Source organism: Bradyrhizobium sp. 521_C7_N1_3, assembly GCF_052075975.1.
Classification (GTDB): domain Bacteria; phylum Pseudomonadota; class Alphaproteobacteria; order Rhizobiales; family Xanthobacteraceae; genus Bradyrhizobium; species Bradyrhizobium japonicum.
The window spans coordinates 2,315,895-2,342,278 of record NZ_CP197232.1; the positions used below are offsets into that span (position 1 = coordinate 2,315,895).

Below are 26,384 nucleotides of genomic sequence, written 5' to 3' on the forward strand. Positions count from 1 at the left end.
CCTCCATATGGCTCTTTTGGCCGGATTGCACGTAAACGGAACGATCCCGTCATTTCTCCGCAGAATCGCGCTCGCACGCGGAATACTCACGCTCGATCCAGATCTAACGTTCAAACTATTGAACCTCGCTGTGAATCCCTCGTACTCCGCTGCTTGCGTCGACTTGTCGTTGCCAAACGGGAGTACGTGAGGAAAAGTCCCGCGAGAAAAATTCCGGAGAGGGTTGAAACGCCCGTAACGTCAAGTTGTACGATCTTCGAGCTCGCCCAGACAGCCATGTGCGTCCCAATCCCTCCACGAGCGACGGAGTGAAAATGTATCAAGTCCCAAGCAAACGCATTGGACACCCGCTGCGAACGAAGACTATCGAGTGTGCCTGCCTATCGTCCGGGCGCGACGATCTAGGCTGCATCGCCTTTCTGGCGGCAAAGCTTGCCTGACTGGGCAGTCTTACAGGTAGACCGCCGGCCGACCGGCGCCTCATAGCGCCAGAGGCGACCACGCCCAAGCCTGCACATGCGTGACAGTTGGATGAGAGCGAGCGTCGGCGCCCACTTGCGCCCGAGCGTTCAGCGCAAAAAGGCTATCTGGGAGGTCTGAAACGCATCAACGGGGAGCTTTGTGAAGGATTGCTCTCCATCCGCAATGAGAAATTGAAGGTTGTCATCCGGCGGCCTTTTGGAGCGGTCGACGCGAAACGAGACCGCGTTTTAAGGCGCTTCATTCGAAGCTATCGATGAGGAAGGCATACGCGCGCCTCCGGGGCGATGGCGCGCGTACGGCAGGTCATCGACGAACACAATGTAGGAGGAATGGTTTGACAAGACAGCGCTCTTTGCTGACGCCTGGTCCATTGTCGCTATCGTTGGCGGTGAAGAGCCAGATGCAGCTTGATCTTGCATCTCGCGATGACGAGTTCAAGGAGGTGACCGCCTGCATGAGGCGGCTGATGCTCAACTTGCTGGGAAACGCTAAGGACTATTCGGTGGTGCCCATTCAAGGAGGGGGCTCCTTTGCAATGGAGGCTGCCCTCTCTTCATTTGTGTCCCGAGCCGACAGGCCGCTCGTCTGCGTAAACGGCATCTATGGCGAGCGTGTTCTACAAATTTTGCGGCTGTGGGGGGTCGAAGCGCTGAAGCTCGTCAAGCGCGCAACCGATCCTTTGGATCCGCAAGAAATCGGCGAGTATCTGAGCCGAAATCCTGGCGTTACGCACCTGTGTTTCGTGCATTGTGAGACGACAACCGGAATCGTCAACCCTCTGCAAGAGATCGTGGAAGAGGCGAGGCGTTGTGGCGTAAAAACCATCGTTGATGGAATGAGTTCCTTCGGCGCTCTCAATATCGATCTGAGCCAGCGTGGACCAGACGTACTGGTCACATCGAGCAACAAATGCATAGAAGGGCCGCCGGGAGTAGCGTTTGTAATTGCGTCGCGCGAGCTGCTGGAGAATGCGGCTCAAGAACCGAGATCGTTTGTGCTCGATGTGAGAGATCAATGGCGCTCGCTCGAGCGCACGGGTGAGTGGCGGTCGACCCCTCCCACCCACATCGTTCAGGCAACGACAATGGCTTTGAAGATTCTGCATGAGGAGAGCATTGATGCCAGACGCTTCCGGTACGAGAAGGTCAGAGACGACCTCATCAAGGAACTCGAAGGGACAGTGTCTCCGCTGCTGTCCCCCGAGTTGCAGTCGCCGGTCTGCGTTGCGTTCAGTGCGCCGCCCGGCATAGTAGACCAGGAAGGATTCGATGGGCTGTATCGCCACTTGGCGGCCCACAATCTTTACGTCTACTCGAAGCTGCACCTTGCGACGCGAAGCTTTCGCGTCGGTTGCATTGGGGAAATCCAATCCAGCTGGATTGAGCGGTTGGGATGCGCTTTTCGTTCATATTTCCGGTCCGGTCAGGCCCGGTCAGCAAGGCCGGCGCCGGACCAAGAGGCATATGCCGCGCGCGTAAAGATGCCGGCTCAGGCAGTTGGAGACCGGCAGCTGCCGTTTTCCGCCGAGACTGCTGTTCTGCATGCGGGTTATCGGCGCGACCCGGTGACGAAAGCCGTCGCAGTGCCGATCTACCAGAATACAGCTTATGAACTCGATGGCGATCTCAACCACATCGCGGACGTCTACAACGTCAAGGCCGATGGGTTCACCTACACGAGGATTATCAATCCCACGACCCGCGCGCTCGAGAAGCGCTACGCCGCTGTCGATATGGGCAGCGACTCGCTCGCCGTTGCGTCAGGTCAAGCGGCGACGTTCCTTGCTATCGTCAATCTTTCAAGTGGCGAAGTAGGGGACAATGTCGTTGCCTCTCCATATCTATATGGCAATACCTGGAACCTGCTCCACAACACCCTAAAGCGTTTGGGAATCAGCGTGAGGACAGCAGATCCTCGAAGGCCCGAGACGTTCGAGCGAGCGATCGATGATCGCACCATCTGCCTGTTCGGAGAGGTAATATCGAATCCCTGTCTGATTCCGCTTCCCGTTAAACAGCTTGCGGAGATCGGCCGGAGGTACGGCGTGCCTCTGGTCGTAGACAACACGACTACGCCGCTGATATGCCGGCCGTCAGACCTGGGCGCTGCAGTTACAACGTACTCTGCAACAAAATATATCTCCGGCCACGGCACGACCCTCGGCGGACTAATCGTTGACAGCGGTAAATTTAGCTATCGCGGAGCTTCTCGCTTCCCCTTGTTCAATGGTCCCGACGAAGCGCATGGCGGAATTGTCTGGCACAACGCCGTGCGCGATGTCGATGACCTAGGAAAGAGCGAGTTTCTCCTCAAGGCTCGCATGACCTGGTTACGCGATACCGGTGCAGCCATCTCCCCGTTTGCGAGCTTTCAACTGATCCAAGGGCTTGAAACGCTGCCGCTTCGCATGAAGCAGCACTGCGCCAATGCCAGGATCGTGGCTGGAGTTCTAAAGGAGCATCCAAAAGTGCGTCGGGTGTTTTACCCGGGTCTCTTCGAAGGCGCCGATCGGGAAATCGTCGAACAGACACTCAACACCGCATATGGACACGGGGCGATGGTCATGTTCGAGGTGGAAGACGAACTGGCCGGGCGAAAGTTCATCCAGAACATTGACTTGATGTATCACGTTTCCAATGTGGGAGACGCCCGCACGCTCGTGACTCATCCTGTCTCGACGACTCACACCACCGTCCCGCGGGAAAAGCGCGAAGCCGCCGGCATATTTGGCGGCTCAATCCGGCTTTGTGTCGGCATCGAAGATGTCAATGACATCTTGCGCGATCTGGACAAGGCGCTTTCCGCAATCTGACAACCTGCAAGGCAATTAGGAAGAGGTTCTCATGAATCAGGCAGACGCTTGGAAACTGAGGTCATCACGCTATGAGGCCGTTCAATTCAGCCGGGAGATCAATAAGCAACTTTCGGAGCTAAGGCCCGACAACATCACAGGGGCCGCCTACATTGCGAAAGATTACGCTGTTATCGCAGCGTGCACGCTTGCGACCGTGTCTGTTTCGTGGTGGCTCTACCCGCTGGCCGTTCTCCTGATTGGTGCCTATCAGCGCGGATTGACAACCATCGCTCACGATGCAGCTCACCGCACGCTCGCGAAGAACACCACCTGGAATTATGTTCTTGGCATTCTGTTCGCCTCCTATCCCTTGTTCCAGCGACACTGGGCCTATCGGATCTCACATGTCTACTTGCATCATCCCTATCTCGGCGACCCCGACAAGGATCCCGACCTGAAGTTTTTCCTGGCCAGCGGCGTTTATGACGTGCAGCGTCCAGAGAGATACGCTTTCAACATCATCTGGAAGCCGATCTTCGGCGGCGCGACAGTGGCCTATCTGAAGTATCTCTGGACCAACCGGTTTTCGGTCGAAGATACCGAGGATCAGAGCCGCTCAGGCATACTGATTGACAGGTATGGCTTCTATCTCTTCTGGATCAGCATCTTGGCCGGGTCATATGTTCTTGGGCTGCTCCATATTGTCGTCCTGTTCTGGATCGTGCCCTATCTCACCACATTTCAGGTCCTCGGCTGGTTCATCGAACTCGCCGAGCACTCGCCAATGTGCGAAAACGAGACGCAGAACGTCTATCTCACCAGAAATCGGAAGGGAAGCTTCCTCGAGCGAGCCATTCTTGGGCAGAATCTAGATGAGTACCACCTTGAGCACCACCTTTCGCCCGGTATCCCGTTTTGGCTGTTGCGCAAGGCTCAGAAAATCCGAATGCAGGATCCGAACTACGCGAAGGTCGCCGCGACTTGGGGCGGGCTCTTTGTCAAGGGGCCTCAAGGTCAGCCTAGCGTCATAACTCAGCTGAAAGAGCGAAATCGACGGCTGTATGAGCAGTCCGTTGCCGCCGTCCGGACGCGGGGCCAGGTGGCGTGAGTCTGCAACAGCCCGAGCGCGCGCGAGCCGTTGTCGGCGTCACTTCGAACCGCCTTCTGGTCGACGGTGTGCATCGCGACTGGTTACGCCGTAAGTACGTGCAGGCACTCCATCGTCATGGGGGAGTTGCTTGCGTCGTATTGCCGACCGTCGACGCGGAAGATGCTGGGGAGGCGTTCGCCACGGCCATCATGCGCCGGCTGGACGGTGTGGTCTTGACAGGTGATGAATCGAACGTCGACCCCGCCGTCCTGTCAGCGCCTGCATCCTTAGTTGATCCTGATCGGGACGTTGAGGCTGGGATCCTTGACCGTCCTAGGGACCGGCTTTCTGCCGTAGCCATACAGAGCGCCATCGCGCTCGGAATGCCTATTTTGGGCATCTGCCGTGGGCTTCAGGAGCTCAACGTCTATTTCGGCGGCACACTCCGCCCATCGCTTGCGGAGTGGAGCCTCGAAAGCGGTGCTATGCATGCCGAGAAGCCAGACCGTCCCAGGGACCGTCAGTACGATGCCGCGCACAGCGTCAGGATATCTTCCGACGGCGCGCTCTTCCCAATCGCCCGGACGATCGAAGCCCAAGTCAACTCGCTGCACAATCAAGGCATCGAGGCGCTTGCCCCGGCGCTGAGGCGGGAGGCGTGGGCGCCTGACGGTCTTGTTGAGGCGGCTTCGGTGATTGGCGCGCCGACGCTGCAAATCGGGGTGCAATGGCACCCCGAATGGCACGTCTCAACCGATCTCCTCGGCAAGCAACTCTTCAAAGCATTCGGAGAGGCCTGTGTTGTGTACCGCGGAACGAAGAATCACTAGGGCAGATCGTGAGATTTCAAACCAAACGTGGTCAGTACAGGCCGAAAGTTGAATGCCTCAAAATCGATGCGCGCGGCCCGGTCCCTGCGAGGGCCGCGCCCCGTCGCGCGGGCACGGGAAGGGTAGACGATTGACGAATAGGTTCGCGCTGGGAGTGCTCTTTGTGGCCCTCTATGTCCTCGTGAGTGCGGCAGGCGAGGTTTATGCCGCAGCGTATTTTCAGCGAGCAGATGCGTTCGTCGCGCTCCTGCTGTCATTTACCGTGGTTTGTCTGACGTTCAATCTCTTGGCGCGCCACGACACAAGCAAGGCAGGAGTGGGGAATCGGTCCCTTTTGGTCTTCGCCGTACTCAACGTCGTGACAGCAATCAGCTGGATCGGCCTATTTATCGGCTTGAAATACGTTGAACCTGCGATCGTCGTCGCGTTCATGGTGGCGTTGGGGCCCACCGCAACTGTGTGGCTAAACGCCGTGATCAGGCGCCAGGGAGTTCCGCCAGCATCCGACATCGTCGTCAGCGCTTCGATCGCGATGATCGCGAGTTACATGATTTGGATCTCGGCCAGCGGCAACGCAGGCGTGGAGTGGGGGGCTCGATCGTCCTTTGGAATAGTCTTGGCCATCGTGGCCGGCCTATCGCTCGCCCTCACAAATGTACTTGTCAAACTGCTTTTCGACCGTGGGTTTTCCGGCCGGCAAGTGCTGGCGCATCGGTTCTATGGAACGATTATCTTGCTGCTGGGACTGGTGGACTATTCATCCATCGTGCCTGAGATCTCGCAGCATTGGTTTGCGATCGCAGCAGTTGGCGTTTCGACGATGATCGTTCCTTTGCTCTTGATCCAGCAGGGCATTCGTTACGTCGAGCCCTTCACCGTCAACATGGTCCTGTCCACCGCCCCTATCATCACCTTCCTGTTCCAGTACTTCGATTCTCGCATCGTGCCTTCGTCACATACGTTCCTTGGAAACATTCTCATTACGGCTGTCGCCGTCAGCAACATCTACTTGCAGTATCGGAGATCCGCATGAAAGAACGGAATTGTGTAATCGTAGACGCGTACTCTACCGGCCGATATCTACCGGAACAGTTCAAGCGCTATGGCATTGGAACCGTGCATGTGATGTCGGCCGCACAGATTCCACCCATATTCCAAGCGCACTTTGATGCTAACCTGTATGATGAAGTCATTCGCCCCAGCGAGCGCATGGGGTATGACGACATCGTTGAATATCATCTTCAGGCCCTCCATGGCAGAGAATTTGAGTTCGTTATCGCCGGCTGCGAGTCTGGAGTCGAACTCGCCGATTCGTTGTCGGAGCGGCTGGGCTTACCTTCAAACGGCACCGCTCTATCGGCTGCTCGGCGTGACAAAGCGCGATTGTCTTGCGCGCTGACCTATGCCGGTGTGCGATCGATCAGACAAGTCGTGTCTGACAATGCTGTAGAAATCGCAAGCTGGAAGCGCGAAGCGAACTTCGACGAGATCGTGATCAAACCTCTGAACAGTACGGGAACCGAGGATGTATTCTTTTGCACGACAGATGCTGACATTCAGCGGGCACTAAGCGCGATTGTCGGGAAGACCAACCGTGTCGGAGCGTTGAATCGTTTTGCCCTCGGGCAGGAAAAAATAAACGGTCAACAATACACCGTAAACGCCATCTCGATCCACGGGAATGCCTTCGTTACGGAGGCCTGGACGTATGACACCGTTCCTATCGAGCGAGCATCATCGGTCTGTTCACTCGAGAGATTGTTGGACGGCAGCGAACCAATCGTTCAGGAGCTGTCCGACTACCTGGAACGAGCGTTGCAGGCGCTTCAGATCGCCGAGGGACCGGCTCATGCTGAGATCATCGTCGATCATCGGGGACCAGTTCTGGTTGACTTCGGAGCGAGGCTTCAAGGGACCATGTCGGCAAAAGCACGAACGATGGCGTTGGGGCACAACCATATGACCCTGACGGCCTGGTGCTACGCAGATCCCAAGGGCTTTGGTGAATATATGAGGCTGCGCGGGCCCTACAAGCGGCAGGCTCACGCACTTTGCGTCTCGTTGATCTCAGATATGGGCGGTGTCGTCGCCGGTTACCCGGGACTCGAAGCAATCCGCAAGCTGCCGAGCTTCGCAGACGCCATTGCATTCGTTCCGATTGGTCAAGAGCTTGTTCCCACGATCGACTTGGCGTCGACACCGGGCATCGTTTATCTCGTGAATAGCGACTTGACTACGCTTGAGAATGACTATCGCAAGTTGCGAGCAATGCGGATGGACCAGGTGTTCGATTTAGTGATGCAGGATCGCGACTAATGCCAACTGATCCCAGGTTCACCGGAGCGAATCCAGCCCGCGCGGCGATGGTCGGCGTCAGCGACTTCGATGGCGTTCTGCGAGGCAAACACGTCTTAGGTGAAGATCTCTCGGATGGAGATAAAGTTATCAAGTTCTCTGAAGCGGTGCTGGCGTGGGATTGTACGGACCGGGTCATTCCGGCGAGTTTCACGCAAAAGCCGCTATCAGCGTTCGGAGATGCTGACCTGCGTATTCTATCAGGCACCGGCCGTTCGGTGTCTCATCTCGGCTCTCAATATCTCTACCTCGCGGAGTTCACGGGCGCGCATGAGAACATCTGCCCGCGCGGCGTTCTGCGTAAGGTCCTACGAAGGGCTGCTGACCACGGATACGACTGCACTGCCGGGTTTGAGTTTGAGTTTATACTATTTAAGGAGAACGCAGACACGATTGAAGAAAAGCCGTTCGGTGAATGGGCTCCTTTAACTCGCGGCCCGTTCGGCTACTCGATTGCGCGCTCTATCGCGCAACATGAGCTGTTCGGTGAGATCTTGGCGCTTTGTGAGAAGGCTAGAATACCTCTCAGCGGACTACACTTTGAAACGGGACCTGGCGTGGTCGAAGCGTCACTTCGTCATTGTGATGCGCTGGAAGCCGCCGATCGAGCAACCATATTCAAGTCGATGATAAAAGCCTGGGCGCAAACGCGAGGCATGATGGCTACATTCATGGCCAAGGTTTCCGAGAAATGGCCTGGCCAGTCCGGCCATATTCACATCTCCATGTCCTCGGATAGTCAAAATGCGTTTTACGACGGTGATGCGTTCGGCAACGTCTCCGATCTTATGAGGCAATTTATCGCCGGACAACTAGAATACATGAATGAGTTCTGTGTGCTCGCTGCGCCAAACTTCAACAGCTACAAGAGATTGGTACCTGGCTCCTGGGCACCAATCTGTCCAAGCTGGGGAGTCGACAACCGCTCCTGCGCGGTTCGCGCCATTCCGGGAGAGCCATCTGCCCATCGCCTGGAGTATAGGCTGCCTGGCGCAGACGCGAACCCATATCTCGCGCTAGCATGTGCGATTGGTTCGGGAATATTGGGCGTCGAGACAGGTCCGGCACTACCGGCTTCGATCGTCGGTGATGCAAGCGTGGAAATGTGTCGTCCGTCCGCGAGACTGCCTCAAAGCCTATCAGAGGCAACATCTCGGTTTGCAGAGTCTGCAGCGGCCAGTGATGTCTTTGGAGAAAGGTTTGTTGGAGCGTTTTCTTGCTCGCGCCATTGGGAGTGGCAAGCCGTTCAACATCGGGTCACCGACTTTGAACGTCGGAGATACTTTGAGATCATTTAGCTTGGGCTCTTCGACAGTTCTGGAGATCATTCTTCTGGCCGGTGCCGGCAGGGCTACTGCGGGGGTCTGTGCCGCTAATGTTGGAGTTCATGCAGAGAAAATGTGCGTTACTCGTAGCGTTGAAGACGCCCGGCGCTTGGTTTGAGGTGTGATCTTTTCAATCAAACTTATAGGAGGCCTGAAAGAACGTACCCCAGCGCTCCATGCTGTACTTCGCGAATATGGCCGGATCACCGACGCAGCCGCTGCTGCTGCACAAAGAGTCGCCCCGCTTTTTGGTCCACATGGACCAGTAGCGCCCGCCGACGCCGACGCTGAAGTTCTTGGTGAAGAAGTAGGACAGCACGCCTTCAACCTGGACGCCGCCGCCACCGTTGCCCCGCTGTTCATCGAAGGTGGTCTCGTCGCGCAAGAGATGGTGGTCACGCCCTTTGAAATCGGTCCAGGACAGGTAGGCGACATCGGTGTTTAAGCGCCAGCGCTCAGAGAGCATGGTTTCGGCGCTTAGGCCGACACGAGGTGCATTCCCCTGAGTATTCTGGCTGCCGATGATAGTGTCTGGGTTCGCCGGACAAGTGTAGCGGGGGTGGGCAATCTGCGTTCAACCGATGGAGTCGGAACTCTGTTCGTAGTAGGTCCAGCCGATAAATCCGCCGACCTTGTAGTTGGCGCCGCGCAGGAAATCGTAACCTAAGTCTGCGGTAAAATAGGTGAACCGTCCGTTTCGTTGCCGTGATGCGTTGTTGATATAGGAGAGTTCCCGATCGGCGAGCCAATCTTCATTGTTTATGTTTCCTTTATCGAAGCGCCCGAGGCCAATGTTGCCCTTCAGGAACACTCCCGATGGGCTGTCGACACGGCCAAATAGCTCTCCCGAAAGTCCGTCAAGGCCATGATAGGTGAGCCTCGATACAAGGACGCTGGGGTCTAGAGGCAAGTAGGGCGCTACACTGTGGTCCCATTGGAATCGTCCGCGGCTGAGCCAGAGCCGCGATCCGCCTTCGAACGACCAACCATCTGAATAAGCAATCGGCGGCGCGCCGACTGGAGCCTTCGCGTACTGCGGCACATAGGACCATTGCGCCGTCCACGGGTCGGCGCCAAAATGGTAATTCAATCCAATCTTTCCGATGTGATAGTTGCTGGACGGGCTCGTTGTGTTCGCCGGAACAATTGCGAACGGCGGACCCTGCACCGTCGGAGGTGTCGCGACACTCGGGCCACCGAAATTCAGATAGTCATACTCAGCTGCGACCGACCATGCGGGCGTAAGCGCCTGCTCGACGCCCAGCCCGATGATGCCACCGATGCGACCGTAGTCGAAATGGGTTTTCTCCTGTGGCACGAGTCCGCCTTCATGGTTATTGATGACGTCGCCCTGATTGTTTTGCCAAGCTGCACCTCCCTTGAGATAGGCCAGCGTGCCACCCGACGCGCCAAACGTGTAACCGACACGACCGGTCGCTGTGGCAAAGATGTTCGGACCTGCCTTGCAGTTTGCACTCACGACAAAGCCGGACGACGCGAGGCAGGTATTTGTGCCGTCTGAGACAGCACCGCTGACATCGAGTTCGACGCCAAACACCCAGCCGTTCTTCTGCCAATTGTAGCCGATCTGGCCACCTGCGAGGAACGTCGGCGTATCGACTATGCCGCCATAGATTGACGGACCGTAGGGATTGCTGAAGGAGGTTCGGCCGTACCCGCCGCCGACGTGTCCACCAATATAGCCTCCGGACCAGTTCCACACCGCCGCGGGCAGTTTCACTTCCGGCTCAAGGTCTGCCGCATTCGCCGCACCATTTGCGACGAGCGCAATTGTCGTGGCTCCCAAAAGAAGAACTCCAGGTCGCATTCAACACGTCCCCTGCAGTTTCTCGGTCCATAACCGAGCGTCCATAAGCTATCGCCGCAGCAAACCGTCGGGGCGGAGCAGACGCTAACAGCGACACGCGCCGAGTCCGTCCCGAAGACCATCGCGCTGCGATTGGTGATGATGCCGCAAAGAGAGCAAGTCGCGTGCCGAAGTGAATTCGCAGGCTTTGCGGGCACTTCGTCGCGGCGTGTATCGTCAAGCTGCTGACATTTGTCTCAATACCGACAGCCGCGCGGCCACTGCCCCACCAATACTTGGCTAGCGCGGTGTCATGGGCCGAAGCGCACGATGCGCCGGTCTCACTTTGGCTACCGGAAGCCTTGCTGCCTCAACAGGTGGAAAGACAGTGCGGAACGGGCTCGTCGCTTCGAAGATATTTGAGATCGATCTGTGCTCCCGAGCGCTCTCATCGAGAGCACTCTTCATTTGACGCCGCTCTAGTCTTCAGACGATATCCTTGCTCCTGCGGGTTGGGATCGAGGCTCTCACAGGTCTCTCCGGCGATTACACGTTCTGCGTCACTCCACAGAGTATCGGCACTGGCGTGTTTTCGGGGATAGATTGCGGCCCCTCTATACCAGCTCATCGGCTGTATCATTTATTGCGGTGTAGATTTCGTCGAGGTCTGCCGCTGTGACGCAAGACGGGGGCACGACGTAGATCGTATTCCCCAAGCGGGCGCAGCAGTAAATTTCGATCGTTTAAGAACGCCAGAAGCGGCACGCGAACGCGTAAGCCGACCGGGACCGATATTGGCGAGGTATCCTTCGTCAGCGACTTTCAGTTTAAGTTCTGTGATTCCAGTGAACCGCGCGGACCTGTTTGCTGACGCGGAGATCGCCTTGCGCGGCCGTCGTCTCGTAGAGCGCGTATAGTTGGGCTAACGCAGCGCCGGTCAGGTCGTGGAGATCCGGCGCCTCCTCCGGCGAGAAAAGCGTCCACGGGCGCTGAACCCGAGGTATGCAGCACGGCGGTGATGCGGATACGTGCGCCGAGATGCTCGGGATTTGCCGGGATGATCGTCATCGGCTCGGAAGCCGCGTGGAACAGCAGGCCATAAGTGCCGATCGCACCCCATAATCGGCAACACTAGAGTCTAGCGAACCTGAACCCGCGGTAAGCGCGCCGCAGGCAAGCGGACGACGAGCTGGCTGTCCGTGATGTCGATGACTTCCTTGCGCTTTCTCCCGTCATCGTACCGCAATTCGAACGACACTCCCGATCCAGATGGGGCAAAGGGCTCAGGCGTAAGGCTGATCCACCCCGCCCCCAAATTCAGAATGATCGGTCGATCCGCCCGGAATCGCGCGTCGAGCAGCACCAAGTCCAATCGAAGAGACTGGAGCCGCACGTTGAGCCGTCGCCGCACGCCATCACGTGGCCAGATACGCAGGGTGTGAGCGAACGTCTCCATGATGCCACCGTGACAAACCTGCCCAAAGATGGGATCGTCGGCAACGATCGTCGCAGCAGCGCGGACCGCCCCACAAAATCCCAGGTCGATCTCGCACGAGTAATACCACGTTCCACGGTGATGCGGCTGACCGAGCCATGTGGTGCCGCTCGGCGCCGGCTCGAAGCCGCCACCGGCCGCGCCGTCATTCTCCTCGCCCGGATACCAATAGCCATGACCCGCCGACGCAGGGCCGCTGTTCAGCAAAGCCCACGCGCTGAGTTGTGAGGCATAGCCGAGACGAAGGAGCGGATGCGGGTCGTCTGCATCGTTCAGCGCATGATCAAGCAGCGCCCAGCCACCCATCTGCGCCATGTAAGTCAGCGTATAGGCGTCGCCCGCAGTGTGGCGATAATCGCTGCCCAGATAGTAATAAGCAGGTTCCAGCCAGCCACGGCAGAACAGATTTGCAGCGATCTGACGCTCCGAGAAGGCACGCGCCGCCGCCTTCGAAACCCCCATGGCGACAGGGTCGTCAAGGGCCGAGCGCGCCAGTGCCTGCGTTGATTCGAAGGCTGTGGAATCGAACGGATATTCAGACTTGAACAGGTCCGCCTTCGGATCGACGAAGGCGCGCACCTTACGCGCCCAGTGCGCCTCCAACGTCGCCGCCTCGCGCGTCAAGCCCGCCGTCGTGAGCGCCGAAACCAGTTCGGGGATCACACATTCGTTGTAGAAGCCGGTGCGGTAGGCAGACCACATCACCACGCGCATCGGCACCGTGAACATGGCCAGCGCCGTACCGTAGGCGCGTACCAAATAATCTCGTGCGCTCTGGCGGGTGGGTATCGCGGGATGGTCACGCGCGATGCGGTGCATGGCCAAATACATCGCGAAGATGTGCGGATAGTCATAAGGCCGCCAGATATGCAGGCGACCCTTCGGGCCGGGATCGCTGCTTTCCCTGTTCTGCTTCCAATCGGGTATGCCGTAGAGGCCGTAGGCGTATGCCTCCTGTGTGGTACGTTGCAGCCCGCCCCAGACGAACGTGTCTATATACCGATCCAGCGCCGCCACTTCCGCCACATCAGGATGCTCGGCATTCTTGGTCGCGAGGTAAGCGGGCTTGCTCAGCCCGGGATCATCACACGTCACCTCGTAGATGCGCCAACCCTTGATCCGGTCGTAATTGTCCGGGCCAAGCAGGACCTGCGTCTCCATATTCCACTCGCCAAACAAACCGTCGTACCATTTGGACGGGTCACGATGCTGCCGCTTCACGATGAAGGTTGCGCGCTTCTTCATCATCGTCTCGACGGGCTCGGTAGCGGAGAATTCAAGAAATGTCTGGCGCGCACCCGGCTGGTGCAGGGTCAGCCGGTTCTCGCCCAATCGCGAAAAGCGAACCCGCCACAGGCGCCTGCCAGCCCGATCCGGCAACCGTTGCACCACCGTGTCGCCGGTAAATTCCGCTTCGATTCGCTCCACCGGAATGGAGGACGCGAGCGCGATGTCGACATGCAGGTCATTGGGAACCGTCATGCCCGGCATCACTTCCACGTCCACCAGACCGGCGTCCGCGATAGCCCTGCGCGCCGCCTCGTAATTGGCAACCCATTGGAAGCGGAGACGGTAACGCCGTTGCTCGGCCGGCGACAGGGACAGGGAATGCGTCGGCTGTCGCCAGCGAGTCCCCGCCGCCACTGCCTCGCCGGCGGCCGCTCCGCCCAAGATGTAGGCGCACCACGTCCCACTGGCTTCGGCCGAATCCTTGTGGACATCCCAATATTCCAGTGACGTGTCCGCTTCCGGTAAGAGCATGAGGAAGGGGCCGGTGCTGTTGCCGCGAATCCAGAAGATGTGCGATCCATGCCCCGAGACGAAGCTGTGCTTCAAAACAGCCACCGATGCCGGTTGCCCTGCCGGAAATTCGGTGTTCATCGGCATGGGAAAATAGAGGTCGCCAACCTCCACGCTCGCCATGCCGTCGTTCCGCAGCATGATCTCCCACGTCAATCCAGCCTCGTCGACTGCGAGGCGGGTCGTGAGAAGGACGCCGGCATCGCGGGCTGCTAGTTCAAGGGCCGCGCTATGCATCGGCTTCGTTGCATCAACGCCGGTTCGAAGCGTATGCCACTCGGATCCGGCACGCCGAACTCTAGCGTGAGCCGTCCCCAGCACGGCTCCAGGCAGAACATAATCCGTGTCATACGCATCGTTACGATAACGCAAGGAGGTAATGCCGTCTTGTGTGCACCCAACGACGAAGGGAGAGTCGACCGCCTTCAACACCATGGCAACCTTGCGCTGCGGCCGATTGGGTGTAGGCAGCGTAACGCCCCCGAAAAACGCGCTACCCAAGAAGCTACTGCCCAACAGCATCGTACGACGCGTATACGTCCAGGCTTTAGACATGGCTTTAGACTTCGTCATCAACCGTATCCGGGATCGCTCCATACGGATGATCAAGGCGTGCCGTTTCCCGCCGTAAACGTCAACGCGACAAAGCGACATACGTTCTCAAGTACCCAGCGTTCGGTTGCCACCGCTTCGTCACCATCGGTCCTCACGGTGCCCTTGGACACCAGAGCTTGCTCGCAAGGAGGCCAAGCTGCTCTTGGGCCTAGTTGCCAATGGCAAAGACCCGGTCGATGACAAAGTTCACGGCGCGCCTGAGGCATTCGGCCGAGCGCCGCCCCTCGACATTGCGCGGCTTCCACTGCCTGCTCACTACTGCGTAGTCTTACTTAATCAGAGTGTCGCGGCTTTTACCGAGAAGATTCCTATTTTTGAGAAGACTCATCTATTCGGCGTGCGGAGAGGCTGAGATGGGTCGGGTAAAATGGGGGACGTCGCGTCGAGGTTTTCGGCGTATGTTGAGGGTTTTACGAGCGTGATCGGGGACGGAGGCCGAGCCAAACCGCTTCGCGATTACTCCGCCGGTCTGATGATGCCTTGCGATCGCAAGAGTGTCGAGCCGATGGCCGCCATCACGGCTCCTGAACGGAGAGCAGCGCAACACCAGTCGTTGTTACATTTTGCCGGTCAAGGCGACTGGTTGGGTCAGCAAGTAAATTTTGTGATTTGTAGTGCGTCGGAAGGACTGGATGTAGGCCAGCTTGGGACATGAGGAACATTAATCGTGAGCTCCGCGCTCGCGAGGGCGCCATTCCGGCACCAGCGCGAGGCAGGCTGAGCGTCGACGACTTCTGTGCCCTCAAGGAAATCACCAAATATTGCCGATGCGGTTGCGGAGGCAGCGCGCGCTCTCTGCCGCGCAATCGTCTGATGCTTTGCGACGTCACCACGACTTTCACGAGATGGGCCTGCCGACATTTCGATGTCGTCGAAATCAACACTCTCTTGGGCCGAAATCTTCCGGACCTGGAAGCTCTCGCCGTTGCACAAGTGCAACGACATTTCGCTGCGATCGGCGAGGCAGACGAACGCTGGGTGGGCGATGGTATGCATCGCATCGAGGGCGAAGAGACTGAGATCTGTCCCTTCTGCGCTCAGGACCATGCGAATTCGCCGCGCATCGAGACTACCGCGCGTACTTCAGTGAGGGCTAAAGACGGCGGAGCAGAGCAATATTGTTGAAAGATACAAAAAGAGAAGGAAGGTTTATCGCGAAATGACAAGAACGCGTAGTCAAATAGCGGACCAAAGTAATGTGTTTAGTGAATGAGTGAAGGACTTGATTCCCTTTCCAGAAAGAACAAATGTTGCCGAGAAAATACAAGAGATTCTAACAAGCGCGGCGAACCGGGCGCCGGAGGAGCCTATTTTTTGACGAATATCGAAACGTTTGCGAGGCGCCGCCGGCGCACGAAGTCGTGCCTCGCGCGCTTTGCTTGTCACCTGAGCATAGGGACGTCCTTTTATGGATCCAATCAGGGCAGCAGAAGACAGCCGATGAAATTGCCGAGCTCAATCGCAACGTCGATGCGCAGCAAGCCGAGCTAAGGCGGATCTCGGATCAGATCGCAACCCTGACCCAAAGAATCGAGGGGCTGCAGAATCCGGCGCCTGTTGCTTCTCCTGCTCCTGCTGCTTCTTTGCCCCCCGCGCGCACCACATCCAAGCCGGCCAAGAGAGACGTCCGGCCCTCGAAACCGCAGGGGCTGGTTTCCGTCGGAGGCGGGCCGCTGACTGCAGAGCCAAGCACGGAACAGCGCGGATTACCACAAAATGCCTGCCATATGAGGCTTCGCCTTCCAACCACGTCGAAAACCGACGGTCCACCATCTTGATTGGCAGGCCGAGCCTCTCATTGCTCCGCGCGGTTTCGGAAATCCTGTGCGAGTCGCAAGAAGTTCTTAAGCAGGACGTGCCCCTGTGAGGTAAGTATCGACTCGGGATGGAACTGGACCCCATAGGTGGGATAATAGCCGTGCGTGAGGGCCATGATCTCGCCTTCCTCCGAACGCGCTGTCACTACGAGGTTCTGCGCACATGACTGATCAAGCGCGACGATAAGAGAATGGTAGCGTCCGACGTCAAGCGGGGTTGGCAGTCCCTTGAATAACCCTCGGCCGTCATGCGCAACGTATGAGCGCCGACCGTGCATGGGCCGACGCGCACGCGCCACCCGTCCTCCGAAAACGCTTGCAATACACTGATGTCCAAGGCAGATGCCGAGAATTGGTACGCGTCCTGAAAGTTCGCGAACCACTGCTGTCGATATTCCTGCCTCAGTTGGGGTGCAGGGGCCGGGCGATATGACCACCGCGCGCGGGTTGAGACCAACGAGCTCGCTGATGCTGATAGCGTCGTTTCGGATCACTTCCGTTGCTTCACTGAGCTTGTGGAAATAGCGGGCAATATTGAACACGAAGGAATCGTAATTATCGACGATGACAATCAAAATGCACCAGCTGGTTCAGTACCAAATGCATCAAAGATTCGCTCTGCCTTGGTGAGCGTTTCCTCGTATTCGGCCTCGGGCTTCGACAGGGCCGTTATACCGCTGCCCGCATGAAACACAGCCAGGTCGCCGTCGATCGTGACAGTGCGGATCGCAATACTGGTGTCCATGTGCCCGTTGAAGCCGATGAAGCCGATCGCCCCACAATAGACCTCTCGCGCTATGCGCTCGATTTCTGTAATAATTTCCATCGACCGCGGCTTTGGCGCTCCCGTAATGGAGCCGCCGGGAAAGCAAGCGCGGAGCAGGCTAACGGCGTCTTCGTCTCCGGCAAGTTTCCCCGTAACGATCGACACGAGATGGTGCACCGAGGCATAGGACTCGAGATTGCATAGGGCCGGAACCCCGACCGAATGCGCAGTGCAAACGCGTGACAGATCGTTACGCAAAAGGTCGACAATCATCGTGTTCTCGGCCTGATCCTTTTCGGAAGCGAGGAGAGCAGCCGCACGGCGGTGGTCTTCCTTGGGATCAGGCGAACGCGCTATCGTGCCCTTGATGGGGCGTGTCTCGACTTGTCGCCCCTCAAGTTTCAGGAATCGTTCCGGCGAACTTGATGCGATGGTCAGCTTTCCCCATCGCAGCAGGGCCGCAAAAGGCGCCGGATTCAATGATCGTAGCTGGCAATAGAAGGCGAGCGGATCAAACGAGGTCGACAGGCGGGTGCTGAAACGCTGCGCAATATTTGTCTGGAACACGTCACCCGCGAGAATCAAGTCGATCACGCGTTGTACCGCCGCAATGTAGCCGTCGCGGCTGAAGTTCGAGCGCCACGCGCCCGCTTTGCTGGGACAACCCTTCTGTGGCGCGTTTGGACCGGCAAGCAATGCTGCAAACTCGTCGGCTCGACGAAGCGCTCGTTCGCTCCGTCGCACGCGATCCTGCTCCGGCCATCCGGTCGAGACGATCCAGCATTTGTTATCCCGGTGGTCGAAGCTGATGACCACGTCATAGAAATGCAGGATGGATTGGGGCAAACCCAGACCGGCAATTGGCGGGGCAGACAATCGCTCCAATGTCCTGTTCATGTCGTAGGCAAGGTAGCCTGCCGCTCCTCCCTGGAATGGCGGGAGATCGGGACGATGCTCTTGCGGGTACTTCGCGAGTAGCGTGCGAAGGACCTTCCATGGATCGGCCTCGAGAGTCAGTCCGTTCCAACTGGCTTGGCCGTTCGCGACCCTGTAGGTGCTGAAGGGGTCGCACGTTAGATATGAGTAGCGCCCAAGCAGCTCGTGCCTTGCTGCGCTATCGAGAAACGTGAGATGCGATCGATGCCCAAGACGTCGCATCGCTGTGACAGGTTCAACCCACTGCAACTCGCGAACGTACATCGGGTTATCGGTCACAGGCGGCTGACGTCGTGAAAGTGCCGTTCCATCTGTTGCCCCACCGATGAGAATGACTCTTATCTGTGCTGGGCCGAAACATGAGGCCCATTGCCAAGTTACGCCGGCGGCGGACTTTTTGCTGCGACAGCACCAGGATCATCCTGCCGTGGAGGCGAAAGGGGTATCTGTTGATACATCGTAGTCGGCCGCGAACCGCAGCTCGCGGAGCGGTCGGACCCGTTTAATCGATTCCTGGTAGAGATCGTGCGCTTTGTACGCTGCGAGCTCTGTCTCGCTGTCGAACTCACCATAGACCACGATGTCGATATCGTTGCCGAGCTGATCGGTCTTGCGGTTACGGGCAACCTCAAGCCGGCGCGCATGCGGTATCGTGCTGAGAAGCGAAAGACCTTCGATGATCTGGTGGATATGCGCCTCGTCCTTGGCGCTGAAGAAAACGATGTGACGAATCATGGCCGTCCGTGGAGATGTCGCTAGCGGGTGCCATAACTATCTGGGAATAGATTCGGTTGCAATGAGGCTAGTCGCTTGCCGCATGATCGTCGCTTGCAACCGTCGGCGATCTGCAATGGAGCTTGCCAGATTTGCTCAGGACGCCGGAAGGGCAAGTCGCTCAATGGTTTGAATGTGCCGCGTGAGCAGGTTACAGGCGTGATCGACGTTGCGCGTTCGCAGGGCTTGCAGAATCAGGCGGTGATCTTGATTGGAGCGCGGTCGCCAGCCCACCGATCGCGCCATCGCGAACACCAATCGAGAATTGGCAAGCTGCAATCCATCGAGGCTCGCGAGCAGACGCGGCATTCCGCACGGCGCGACCAAGGCTTGGTGAAAGGCGCGGTTGGCCATCTCAAACTCCTCGATCGTCTTTGCATTGTCTCCTTCGATTAGGGCGAGCTCGATTTGAGCCAAATGAGCTGTTGTCAGTCTTGGCCCCGAATGGCGCAATGCCACCACCTCGAGCGCGGCGCGCATTTCGGCGATCTCCTTCACTGAACGGGTATCGAGCGGGGCAACCCGAACACCGCGACGCGGCACAGCGACAACAAGATGTTGTGCCTGCAGGTGCCGAAAGGCCTCGCGCACGGGGACGTGGCTGGAATTGAATTCTCGTGCAACGTGATCCTGACGGAGTGGTGCGCCTGGCGCTAAGGCGCCGCTGATAATGCGCTCAGCGATTGAGTCCGCGATGCGCGCGACCATCGTCATGTTGTCAGCAGTGATCATAGATTATCTACCGCAATAATCGGTGCATTTGCGAGGCAGCTCGATTAGCATCTCTTCGAGGGCGATGACTATAGATAATTCACGCGATTATCTACAACTGAGCGAGATTGGGTTATGGATGCTGCTGTGCAAGTCCAACGAAAGAAAGCTAGCAACGGGGCGCAGGTTCGTAATCATTGGAACGTCGAAGAGGCTAAGGCGCTCTACGACCTTCCTTTTGCCGACCTGATGCTTCAGGCGCAGCGCGCTCATCGCAAGAACTTCGATCCAAACCACGTCGAAACTGCGAGCCTGCTCAGCATCAAGACCGGCGGCTGTCCGGAGGACTGCGGCTACTGCTCGCAAAGCGCGCATTACGCGACCGGCCTGAAAGCGACCCGTCTGATGCGTTGCGCCGATGTGGTTGCGACCGCACAGCGCGCGAAGGATGCCGGCGCTACGCGCTTCTGCATGGCCGCGGCCTGGCGCACGCCAAAAGATCGCGATCTTGATTCCGTCTGCGACATGGTCAACGCGGTCAAAGGTCTCGGCATGGAAACGTGTGTCACGCTCGGCACGCTGACACCGAAGCATGCCGCGCGCCTCGCCGAGGCCGGCCTTGACTTCTACAATCACAACGTCGACACATCGCCCGAGTTTTACAGCAAGATCATCACCACCCGCAGCCTCCAGGACCGCATCGATACGCTGGCGCATGTGCGCGATGCCGGCATCAAGATCTGCTGCGGCGGGATTATCGGCATGGGCGAGCGCGTCGAGGACCGCCTAGGTATGCTCGTGTTGCTCGCCAATCTTCCCAACTATCCCGAAAGCGTGCCGATCAACCTGTGGAACAAGATTGAGGGCGTACCGGTGGAAGACACCGCGGAGCCTCCCGATCCGATCGCGCTGGTCCGGCTGCTGGCGACCGCGCGGGTCATGATGCCGAGGAGTGTGGTTCGCTCGTCCGCCGGGCGGCAATACATGACCGATGAATTGCAGGCGCTTTGCTTCTTGGCCGGCGCAAATTCAATCTTCGTCGGCGACGTGCTCTTGACCACCAATAACCCGAAAGTTGATCGCGACGCGGATCTGCTGGCCCGGCTCGGCATCACGTCCGGGCTCGCCTGACGGAAGCAGCGCGCCCAATATGTTGCCCCTACACCAGCCTAGGTGAGAAATGCAGATAACTTTGATGAAGGGCAAAATCCATCGCGCCTCAGTGACCGAAGCTGATCTGCACTATGAAGGCTCGATCTCGATAGATCGTACGCTCCTGGAGGCAGCAGGAATGGTGATCAACGAGCGCGTCGAAATCTACAATGTAGAAACAGGGACGCGCTTTGCCACCTACGTGATCGAGGCGCCGCCGATGTCTGGTACGATGAGCCTGAACGGTGCGGCTGCCCGACTGGTGATGCCCGGAGACAAGATCATTATCGTTGCATATGCCTCATTCGATGAGGCCGAAGCAAAGAAGTTCAAGCCACACGTTGTGCGTGTGGACCGAGATAATCGCATCCTGGCAAGTTGAACCTAACGGGCCATCCTTCCTTCTTAAACGGCCAACGCATCTTTTGCGTGATTTGATGCGATCCTCGGAGTGATGAATGCGGTCGATCCAGACAGCAAGACTTAGTCCCTACGTCGCAGCGTTGAATGCCTTGAACGAAGATAAACGGCTGCGCTGCCTCAAGCCGCGCGTGGGGATCGATTTCGCATCGAACGACTATCTGGCGCTCGGGAACGCCTCGCGCATCAAAAAGGCGATGGTCGCCGCGCTCGAGGCGGGCACTCCGGTTGGAGCCGGCGGGTCGCGGCTTCTGCGCGGCAATTGCGAGGAGCATGAACGGCTCGAAACAGAAGCGGCTCAGTTCTTTGGCGCGGAGGCAGCGCTTTTCTTTGGAGGCGGCTACATCGCAAATTTTGCCCTCCTGACAACGCTCCCGCAGCGCGGCGATCTGCTCGTTCTCGATTCGCTCGTGCACGCCAGTATTCACGAGGGGGCGCGGGCCGGTCGCGCAGAGTGTCGAATTCACGCGCACAATGATCCCCAGTCAGTCGAAGACGCAATTCGCGCCTGGCGAAACAAAGGTGGAGCGGGCCGCGTGTGGATTGTGGCCGAAAGTCTCTACAGTATGGATGGCGACTTCGCTCCACTCGAAGAGCTAGTGGCAATCGCCGATCGCCAAGACGCGTTTCTGATCGTGGACGAGGCACATGCCACAGGCGCTTACGGGCATCAAGGACGAGGGCTCACGGCCCCTTATGACAAGCGCGAAAATCTCATCGTCGTTCATACCTGCGGCAAAGCGCTCGGTGCGGCGGGTGCACTTGTTACGGCCTCCGGCATCTTGCGCGATTTCATGGTCAACCGCTGCCGTCCGTTTATTTTTGCCACCGCCCCATCACCATTGATGGCCGTTGCCGTTCGAGAGGCACTCCTCACCCTGCAGAAAGAGCCGGAGCGGCAGCAACGGCTGGCCAAACTCGTTGCGTTCGCGCATCGGCAGATCACCTCGCTTGGTTTGCGCACACCATCGACCTCTCAGATCGTGCCCTACATCGTAGGTGACAATGCTCATGCAATGCGACTTGCCTCTGCTCTGCAGGCGCGCGGCTTCGATATCCGCGGAATTCGGCCGCCAACCGTCCCTGCAGGCACCGCCCGCTTGCGAATTTCGTTGACACTCAATGTTGGCGAAGCGGACGTGCGCGCGATGCTCGATGCGCTGGTTGAGGTGACGAGGGGCTCGTTTCGATGAATAAACGGATCGTCGTGACTGGTACGGACACCGGGGTCGGCAAAACGGTATTCTCCGCAGGGCTCGCCGGGCTTCTCGGCGCGAATTACTGGAAGCCGGTCCAGGCTGGACTCGAACAAGAGATCGACTCCGAGTGCATCCGCCGCCTCGGTGGCCTCTCGTCCGATCGGATTGTCCCGGAGCTCTATCGACTTCGGACGCCCGCGTCGCCCCATCACTCAGCGGAGATCGACGGCGTTCGCATAGATACAGAGACGCTTGGACTGCCGGACAGCGGCGAGCGGCGACTCGTGATCGAAGGCGCCGGCGGACTCATGGTGCCGCTGACAGCGCGCACGCTTTACATCGACATCTTCGAGCGCTGGCAGCTTCCCGTCGTGCTTTGCGCAAGGACGGGACTGGGCACAATCAATCACTCCCTGCTCTCCATAGAGGCTCTGCGGAAGCGTCAGATTCGAATCCTTGGGATTGCGTTCATTGGCGAAAGAAACGCCGAAACTGAAAGCGCGGTTTGCGAGATCGGGAGAGTGCGTTGGTTGGGACGGCTCCCGTGGCTTGTTCCCCTCACAAACGATAGGCTGCAGGCCGCTTTCAAAGACTCCTTTGTTAGCAGCGATTTCCTGAACCTATGAAGACAGCTAAGAGGTCGCCGATCTGGCATCCGTTCACGCAGCATGCTCTACAGCGGGATATGACGAAGGTGGTCCGGGGAGAAGGGGCCTATCTCTACACCGAAGATGGCCGACGCCTTATCGATGCAATCTCCTCCTGGTGGGTCGTGACCCACGGCCATTGCCATCCATGCATCGTGAACGCGATCCGAGAGCAGGCAGGCAAGCTCAACCAGGTCATCTTCGCCGGATACACTCACGACCCGGCTGAGCAGGTTGCGACGGAACTATTGAAGGTCACCTCCCCAGCGCTCGAACATGTGTTCTTCTCCGATAGCGGGTCCACCAGCGTCGAAGTCGCGCTGAAAATGGCGCTCGGCTACTGGCGCAATACCGGAAGAGAGCGAACCAAAATTGTGGTGATGCAGCACTCGTACCATGGCGACACGATCGGGGCGATGTCGGTAGGTAGCCGAGGCATCTTCAATGCGGCCTACGGGGCGCTGATGTTCGAGGTGACCTCGATTCCGTTCCCGGCAAGAGATTGTGAGCAAAGAGCTCTCGATGCGCTTGAAAACGCGTGTCGAAACGAACATCCCGCAGCCTTTATCGTGGAGCCCCTGATATTGGGTGCCGGTGGAATGCTGATGTATTCGCCCTCGGTGCTAAGAGAGATGAAGCGGATTTGCGAAGCCTTTGACGTCCTGTTCATTGCGGACGAGGTCATGACAGGCTGGGGCCGGACGGGTACCTTGTTTGCGTGTGAGCAGGCCGATGTCACGCCCGATATTGCTTGCTATTCGAAAGGCCTCACGGCTGGGGCGCTGCCGCTCGCCGTCACACTGTGTCGTGCCGATATTTTCGATGCGCATTATTCTGAAGATCGCACGCGTACGTTTTTTCATTCGAGCTCATATACGGCCAATCCAGTGGCCTGTGCCGCCGCCAAGGCTAATCTGGACCTATGGCAGGATCAGGAGTATCGCTGGCGGCTGGCATCCTTGGCGAGGATGCAAGAACAGGCACTCGCGCCGTTCCGCCTCGATTCACGGTTCGCAAACGTGCGGCGCACAGGAACAGTCACAGCGGTTGAACTCAACACGCGCGATGCTGGCTATCTGGCGGACATCGGTCCGAGGCTTTTGGCTTTCTTCCAAGCGCGGGATCTGCTGTTACGCCCACTCGGTAACACGATCTACGTGATGCCGCCTTACTGCGTTACGGCGGCCGATCTTGATGAAATCTATACTGCCATCCGCGACGCTGCTGACTTGCTGATGTGAGATGCACGAGACTGTGCGATCGTCTGCAGTGACAGGATCTTGGAAGGGAAAGTGCCCGTATTGCTGCTTTTGATAGTGCAACGAGGATGCAGCCCCCAACTTAAGCGCTCCCGATCCAACTGCCGCAGTAATTCTGCGGGCTAGTCATGCAAGGCGCAGCATTTGACCGAAATGTCGAGCGAATTGCGTAAATCACGATAGAGAAATCAATTATCTTGACCAAATTCTCGGCGAGGCTATCTGCGGAAAGTACTGCTTCGCGAGGCAGCCGCACATCAGAGTCAAGGCTCTTGATGGCTGCAACAACCAGGAAGACGGACCGCCGGGCGGGCCGCACCTTCGGTGCGCGCGTGGTGCTGTGGTCAGAGGGCAGCGGGGCTTCCTAGGTAAATGTCTGACAGGAGGCGAGAATGCACATTGGCTTCCGTAATTCCCTCGACCATTCAGCCACTTGCTGCGCGATATGCGGCGGAAAGTTTGGGCTGATCCGCCATTACTGCTGGCGAACGGCTCTTTGCTCGAAGAGATGCGTCAACCGCTTCAAGGCGCGGCGGGAGGCCGATCAGAAATGGCTTCGTTGGCTTCGAGCGGCTTAGGAATGGACTGAGTTGTGCCGGTACGGCCCTGGTCAGAGAATTCGAGTGGCCCTCTAGAGCACGTGGAAATCAAGTGACAGAAACATCGGCAAAAATAATCGACTTCACGGCCTACAGGGCCAGCAGGCTGGCGCGGTCTGAGCGCGTTCGCGACGACATCTACTCGACCGCGACTCTCGCTGCGCTTACGGCGGCCTGTCACCTTTGGACGTTCCTGGCCTGCCATCCGTTTGCTTTGCTCGGTGCGCAGGCGCCGAAGCAGGAGTCTCACGAGTCCCCCTAGCGGGCAGACACGGAGATGTGCCCTAAAGACGAAGTCCCCACTGCGCGCATCTGCGCTCGGTCCGGTCGCCGTCACCGTTTGGAGAGACTGCAATCAGCCCAGAAACGCGTGCAGATGGTGGCTCGTCGCGAGCGCCGCTCCTCGATTGAGGGCGCGGCTGGCATAGCCGCTGAAACTGCACGTGAAGACGAGCCATCGGGTGGTGAAATGGATGAGGAAGGTCTTGTCTCATGGTTGCGCGACCATTGGACTGTTTTTGCGCTGTTCCCCAGTTCTAGACAACTGGGATCTCCATCCTCCATGCCATTGACAGGTTTCTCCCGCGTTCTCTAGGAAGCGCCGACGGTGTGTGCGGAGCGGATTCAATATGAGCCACAGTTCAGAGCAGCCTCTAGAGCGTGTCACGATTCCGGCACTGCAGCAGTGGAAGGATAAAGGACGGCGTGTCGTGATGACCACCGCCTACGATGCGGTTGCGGCGCGCATCGCGGATCCCATTGTCGATATCATCCTGGTCGGCGATAGCGTTGGAAACGTCTGCCTGGGATTCGACAACACGCTGCCCGTCAGCGTGGCCATGATGAATCATCACCTGGAGGCTGTTGCGCGCACGAGGCCTCATGCCTTGCTTGTGGCCGACATGCCCTTTCTCAGCTTTCATGTCGGTTCTGAGGATACGATTCGCAATGCAGGAGGTTTTTTACAGCGTGGCGCCGATGCTGTGAAACTCGAGGGTGGTGCCAAACGCATCGAGATGGTACGCGCCTTGGTCGATTGCGACATTCCTGTGATGGGACATCTCGGTCTGACCCCGCAGAGCGTCAACGTCATGGGTGGATTCAAAGTGCAGGGAAGGACAACAGATACCGCCTTGCGGTTGCTCGATGACGCGCACCGTCTGCAGGAAGCCGGTTGCTTCGCGCTTGTCCTGGAGGGCATTCCTGCCGAGCTCGCGGCGCGAGCGACCGAATCTCTCACGATACCCACCATCGGGATCGGAGCAGGAGCCGATTGCTCGGGCCAAGTGCTCGTGTTTCATGATGTCTTGGGGCTAACCGAAGGCCATCGCCCCAAATTCGTTCGTGCCTATACAAATGGATTCCAGTTGTTCCAGGAGGCGCTGTCGCGCTGGGCTGCCGATATCCGCAAAGGGGCGTTCCCGGGCTCAGAGGAGTGCTATCGGCTTCCTGATCAGCTTCGGCATGCCGTCGCCAACTGGGTGCCCTCCAGTTCAACCTCAAGGTAAGA

General features: G+C 58.1%; 20 protein-coding genes and 2 pseudogenes. 14 read left to right on the plus strand and 8 right to left on the minus strand.

Annotated elements, in window-relative coordinates:
* The first annotated feature begins 883 nt into the window (after positions 1-883).
* The 6 genes from AB7008_RS10410 to AB7008_RS10435 all read left to right on the plus strand — a co-directional run bounded on the left by AB7008_RS10410 (position 884) and on the right by AB7008_RS10435 (position 8,850).
* A complete protein-coding gene (locus AB7008_RS10410) occupies positions 884-3,295 on the plus strand; it encodes a 2-aminoethylphosphonate--pyruvate transaminase (RefSeq protein ID WP_014497776.1) in 2,412 nt (803 codons plus the stop codon).
* 31 nt (positions 3,296-3,326) lie between these two features.
* Positions 3,327-4,385, plus strand: coding sequence for a dhydrorhizobitoxine desaturase (rtxC, locus tag AB7008_RS10415; RefSeq protein WP_011084875.1), 1,059 nt, complete (start codon positions 3,327-3,329; stop codon positions 4,383-4,385).
* Positions 4,382-5,197, plus strand: coding sequence for a gamma-glutamyl-gamma-aminobutyrate hydrolase family protein (locus tag AB7008_RS10420; protein ID WP_011084876.1), 816 nt, complete (start codon positions 4,382-4,384; stop codon positions 5,195-5,197). Before rtxC ends, AB7008_RS10420 begins: the two co-directional genes overlap by 4 nt.
* A 163-nt stretch (positions 5,198-5,360) precedes the next feature.
* On the plus strand, positions 5,361-6,230 hold the full coding sequence (locus tag AB7008_RS10425) for an EamA family transporter (RefSeq protein ID WP_223153700.1): 870 nt from the start codon (positions 5,361-5,363) through the stop codon (positions 6,228-6,230).
* A complete protein-coding gene (locus AB7008_RS10430) occupies positions 6,227-7,513 on the plus strand; it encodes an ATP-grasp domain-containing protein (RefSeq protein ID WP_011084878.1) in 1,287 nt (428 codons plus the stop codon). Before AB7008_RS10425 ends, AB7008_RS10430 begins: the two co-directional genes overlap by 4 nt.
* Positions 7,513-8,850, plus strand: coding sequence for a glutamine synthetase (locus tag AB7008_RS10435; RefSeq protein WP_011084879.1), 1,338 nt, complete (start codon positions 7,513-7,515; stop codon positions 8,848-8,850). Before AB7008_RS10430 ends, AB7008_RS10435 begins: the two co-directional genes overlap by 1 nt.
* Positions 8,851-9,007: 157 nt before the next feature.
* Here the strand turns inward: AB7008_RS10435 and AB7008_RS10440 are convergent, their stop codons facing one another.
* The 4 genes and pseudogenes from AB7008_RS10440 to AB7008_RS10455 form a co-directional block, all read right to left on the minus strand.
* Positions 9,008-9,343, minus strand: coding sequence for a hypothetical protein (locus AB7008_RS10440; protein WP_014497773.1), 336 nt, complete (start codon positions 9,341-9,343; stop codon positions 9,008-9,010).
* Between the two features lie 108 nt (positions 9,344-9,451).
* Positions 9,452-10,705, minus strand: coding sequence for an outer membrane protein (locus tag AB7008_RS10445; protein WP_011084880.1), 1,254 nt, complete (start codon positions 10,703-10,705; stop codon positions 9,452-9,454).
* 936 nt (positions 10,706-11,641) lie between these two features.
* Positions 11,642-11,785, minus strand: a pseudogene (locus tag AB7008_RS10450) (IS91 family transposase); the annotation flags it as partial.
* 37 nt (positions 11,786-11,822) lie between these two features.
* Positions 11,823-14,552, minus strand: a complete 2,730-nt coding sequence (locus AB7008_RS10455; RefSeq protein ID WP_014497771.1) for a DUF5695 domain-containing protein — start codon at positions 14,550-14,552, stop codon at positions 11,823-11,825.
* A 409-nt stretch (positions 14,553-14,961) separates the two neighbouring features.
* Here AB7008_RS10455 and AB7008_RS10460 point away from each other — a divergent pair.
* Positions 14,962-15,192, plus strand: a pseudogene (locus AB7008_RS10460) (transposase); the annotation flags it as partial.
* 53 nt (positions 15,193-15,245) lie between these two features.
* The gene (locus AB7008_RS10465; protein WP_011084884.1) at positions 15,246-15,719 is read left to right on the plus strand and encodes a hypothetical protein; all 474 of its coding nucleotides are present in this window, start codon (positions 15,246-15,248) and stop codon (positions 15,717-15,719) included.
* 670 nt (positions 15,720-16,389) lie between these two features.
* Here the strand turns inward: AB7008_RS10465 and AB7008_RS10470 are convergent.
* From AB7008_RS10470 to AB7008_RS10485, 4 genes are all read right to left on the minus strand, one after another.
* Complete coding sequence (locus AB7008_RS10470) at positions 16,390-16,986, minus strand: anthranilate synthase component II (RefSeq protein WP_014497769.1); 597 nt, start codon at positions 16,984-16,986, stop codon at positions 16,390-16,392.
* A complete protein-coding gene (gene pabB, locus AB7008_RS10475; RefSeq protein WP_028144144.1) occupies positions 16,983-18,377 on the minus strand; it encodes an aminodeoxychorismate synthase component I in 1,395 nt (464 codons plus the stop codon). The genes AB7008_RS10470 and pabB overlap by 4 nt, the downstream gene beginning before the upstream one ends.
* 153 nt (positions 18,378-18,530) lie before the next feature.
* Positions 18,531-18,848 (minus strand): Dabb family protein, encoded by a 318-nt coding sequence (locus AB7008_RS10480; protein WP_011084888.1) that lies wholly within the window; start codon positions 18,846-18,848, stop codon positions 18,531-18,533.
* A 135-nt stretch (positions 18,849-18,983) separates the two neighbouring features.
* Positions 18,984-19,619 (minus strand): GntR family transcriptional regulator, encoded by a 636-nt coding sequence (locus AB7008_RS10485; RefSeq protein WP_011084889.1) that lies wholly within the window; start codon positions 19,617-19,619, stop codon positions 18,984-18,986.
* Positions 19,620-19,733: 114 nt separating this feature from the next.
* Between AB7008_RS10485 and bioB the strand changes: the two genes are divergently transcribed.
* From bioB to panB, 6 genes are all read left to right on the plus strand, one after another.
* Positions 19,734-20,729: a biotin synthase BioB gene (gene bioB, locus AB7008_RS10490; RefSeq protein ID WP_441258792.1), complete on the plus strand. Its 996-nt coding sequence runs from the start codon at positions 19,734-19,736 to the stop codon at positions 20,727-20,729.
* Positions 20,730-20,778: 49 nt separating this feature from the next.
* A complete protein-coding gene (panD, locus tag AB7008_RS10495) occupies positions 20,779-21,132 on the plus strand; it encodes an aspartate 1-decarboxylase (RefSeq protein WP_011084891.1) in 354 nt (117 codons plus the stop codon).
* 76 nt (positions 21,133-21,208) lie between these two features.
* Positions 21,209-22,363 carry an 8-amino-7-oxononanoate synthase gene (locus tag AB7008_RS10500; RefSeq protein WP_011084892.1) on the plus strand — a complete coding sequence of 385 codons (1,155 nt, stop codon included), beginning with the start codon at positions 21,209-21,211 and terminating at the stop codon, positions 22,361-22,363.
* Entirely contained in the window at positions 22,360-22,995 is a 636-nt protein-coding gene (gene bioD / locus AB7008_RS10505; RefSeq protein WP_011084893.1) for a dethiobiotin synthase, read from the plus strand. The genes AB7008_RS10500 and bioD overlap by 4 nt, the downstream gene beginning before the upstream one ends.
* Positions 22,992-24,257 (plus strand): adenosylmethionine--8-amino-7-oxononanoate transaminase, encoded by a 1,266-nt coding sequence (locus AB7008_RS10510; protein WP_011084894.1) that lies wholly within the window; start codon positions 22,992-22,994, stop codon positions 24,255-24,257. The genes bioD and AB7008_RS10510 overlap by 4 nt, the downstream gene beginning before the upstream one ends.
* Before the next feature lie 1,246 nt (positions 24,258-25,503).
* On the plus strand, positions 25,504-26,382 hold the full coding sequence (gene panB, locus AB7008_RS10515) for a 3-methyl-2-oxobutanoate hydroxymethyltransferase (RefSeq protein WP_028153345.1): 879 nt from the start codon (positions 25,504-25,506) through the stop codon (positions 26,380-26,382).
* Positions 26,383-26,384 lie beyond the last annotated feature (2 nt).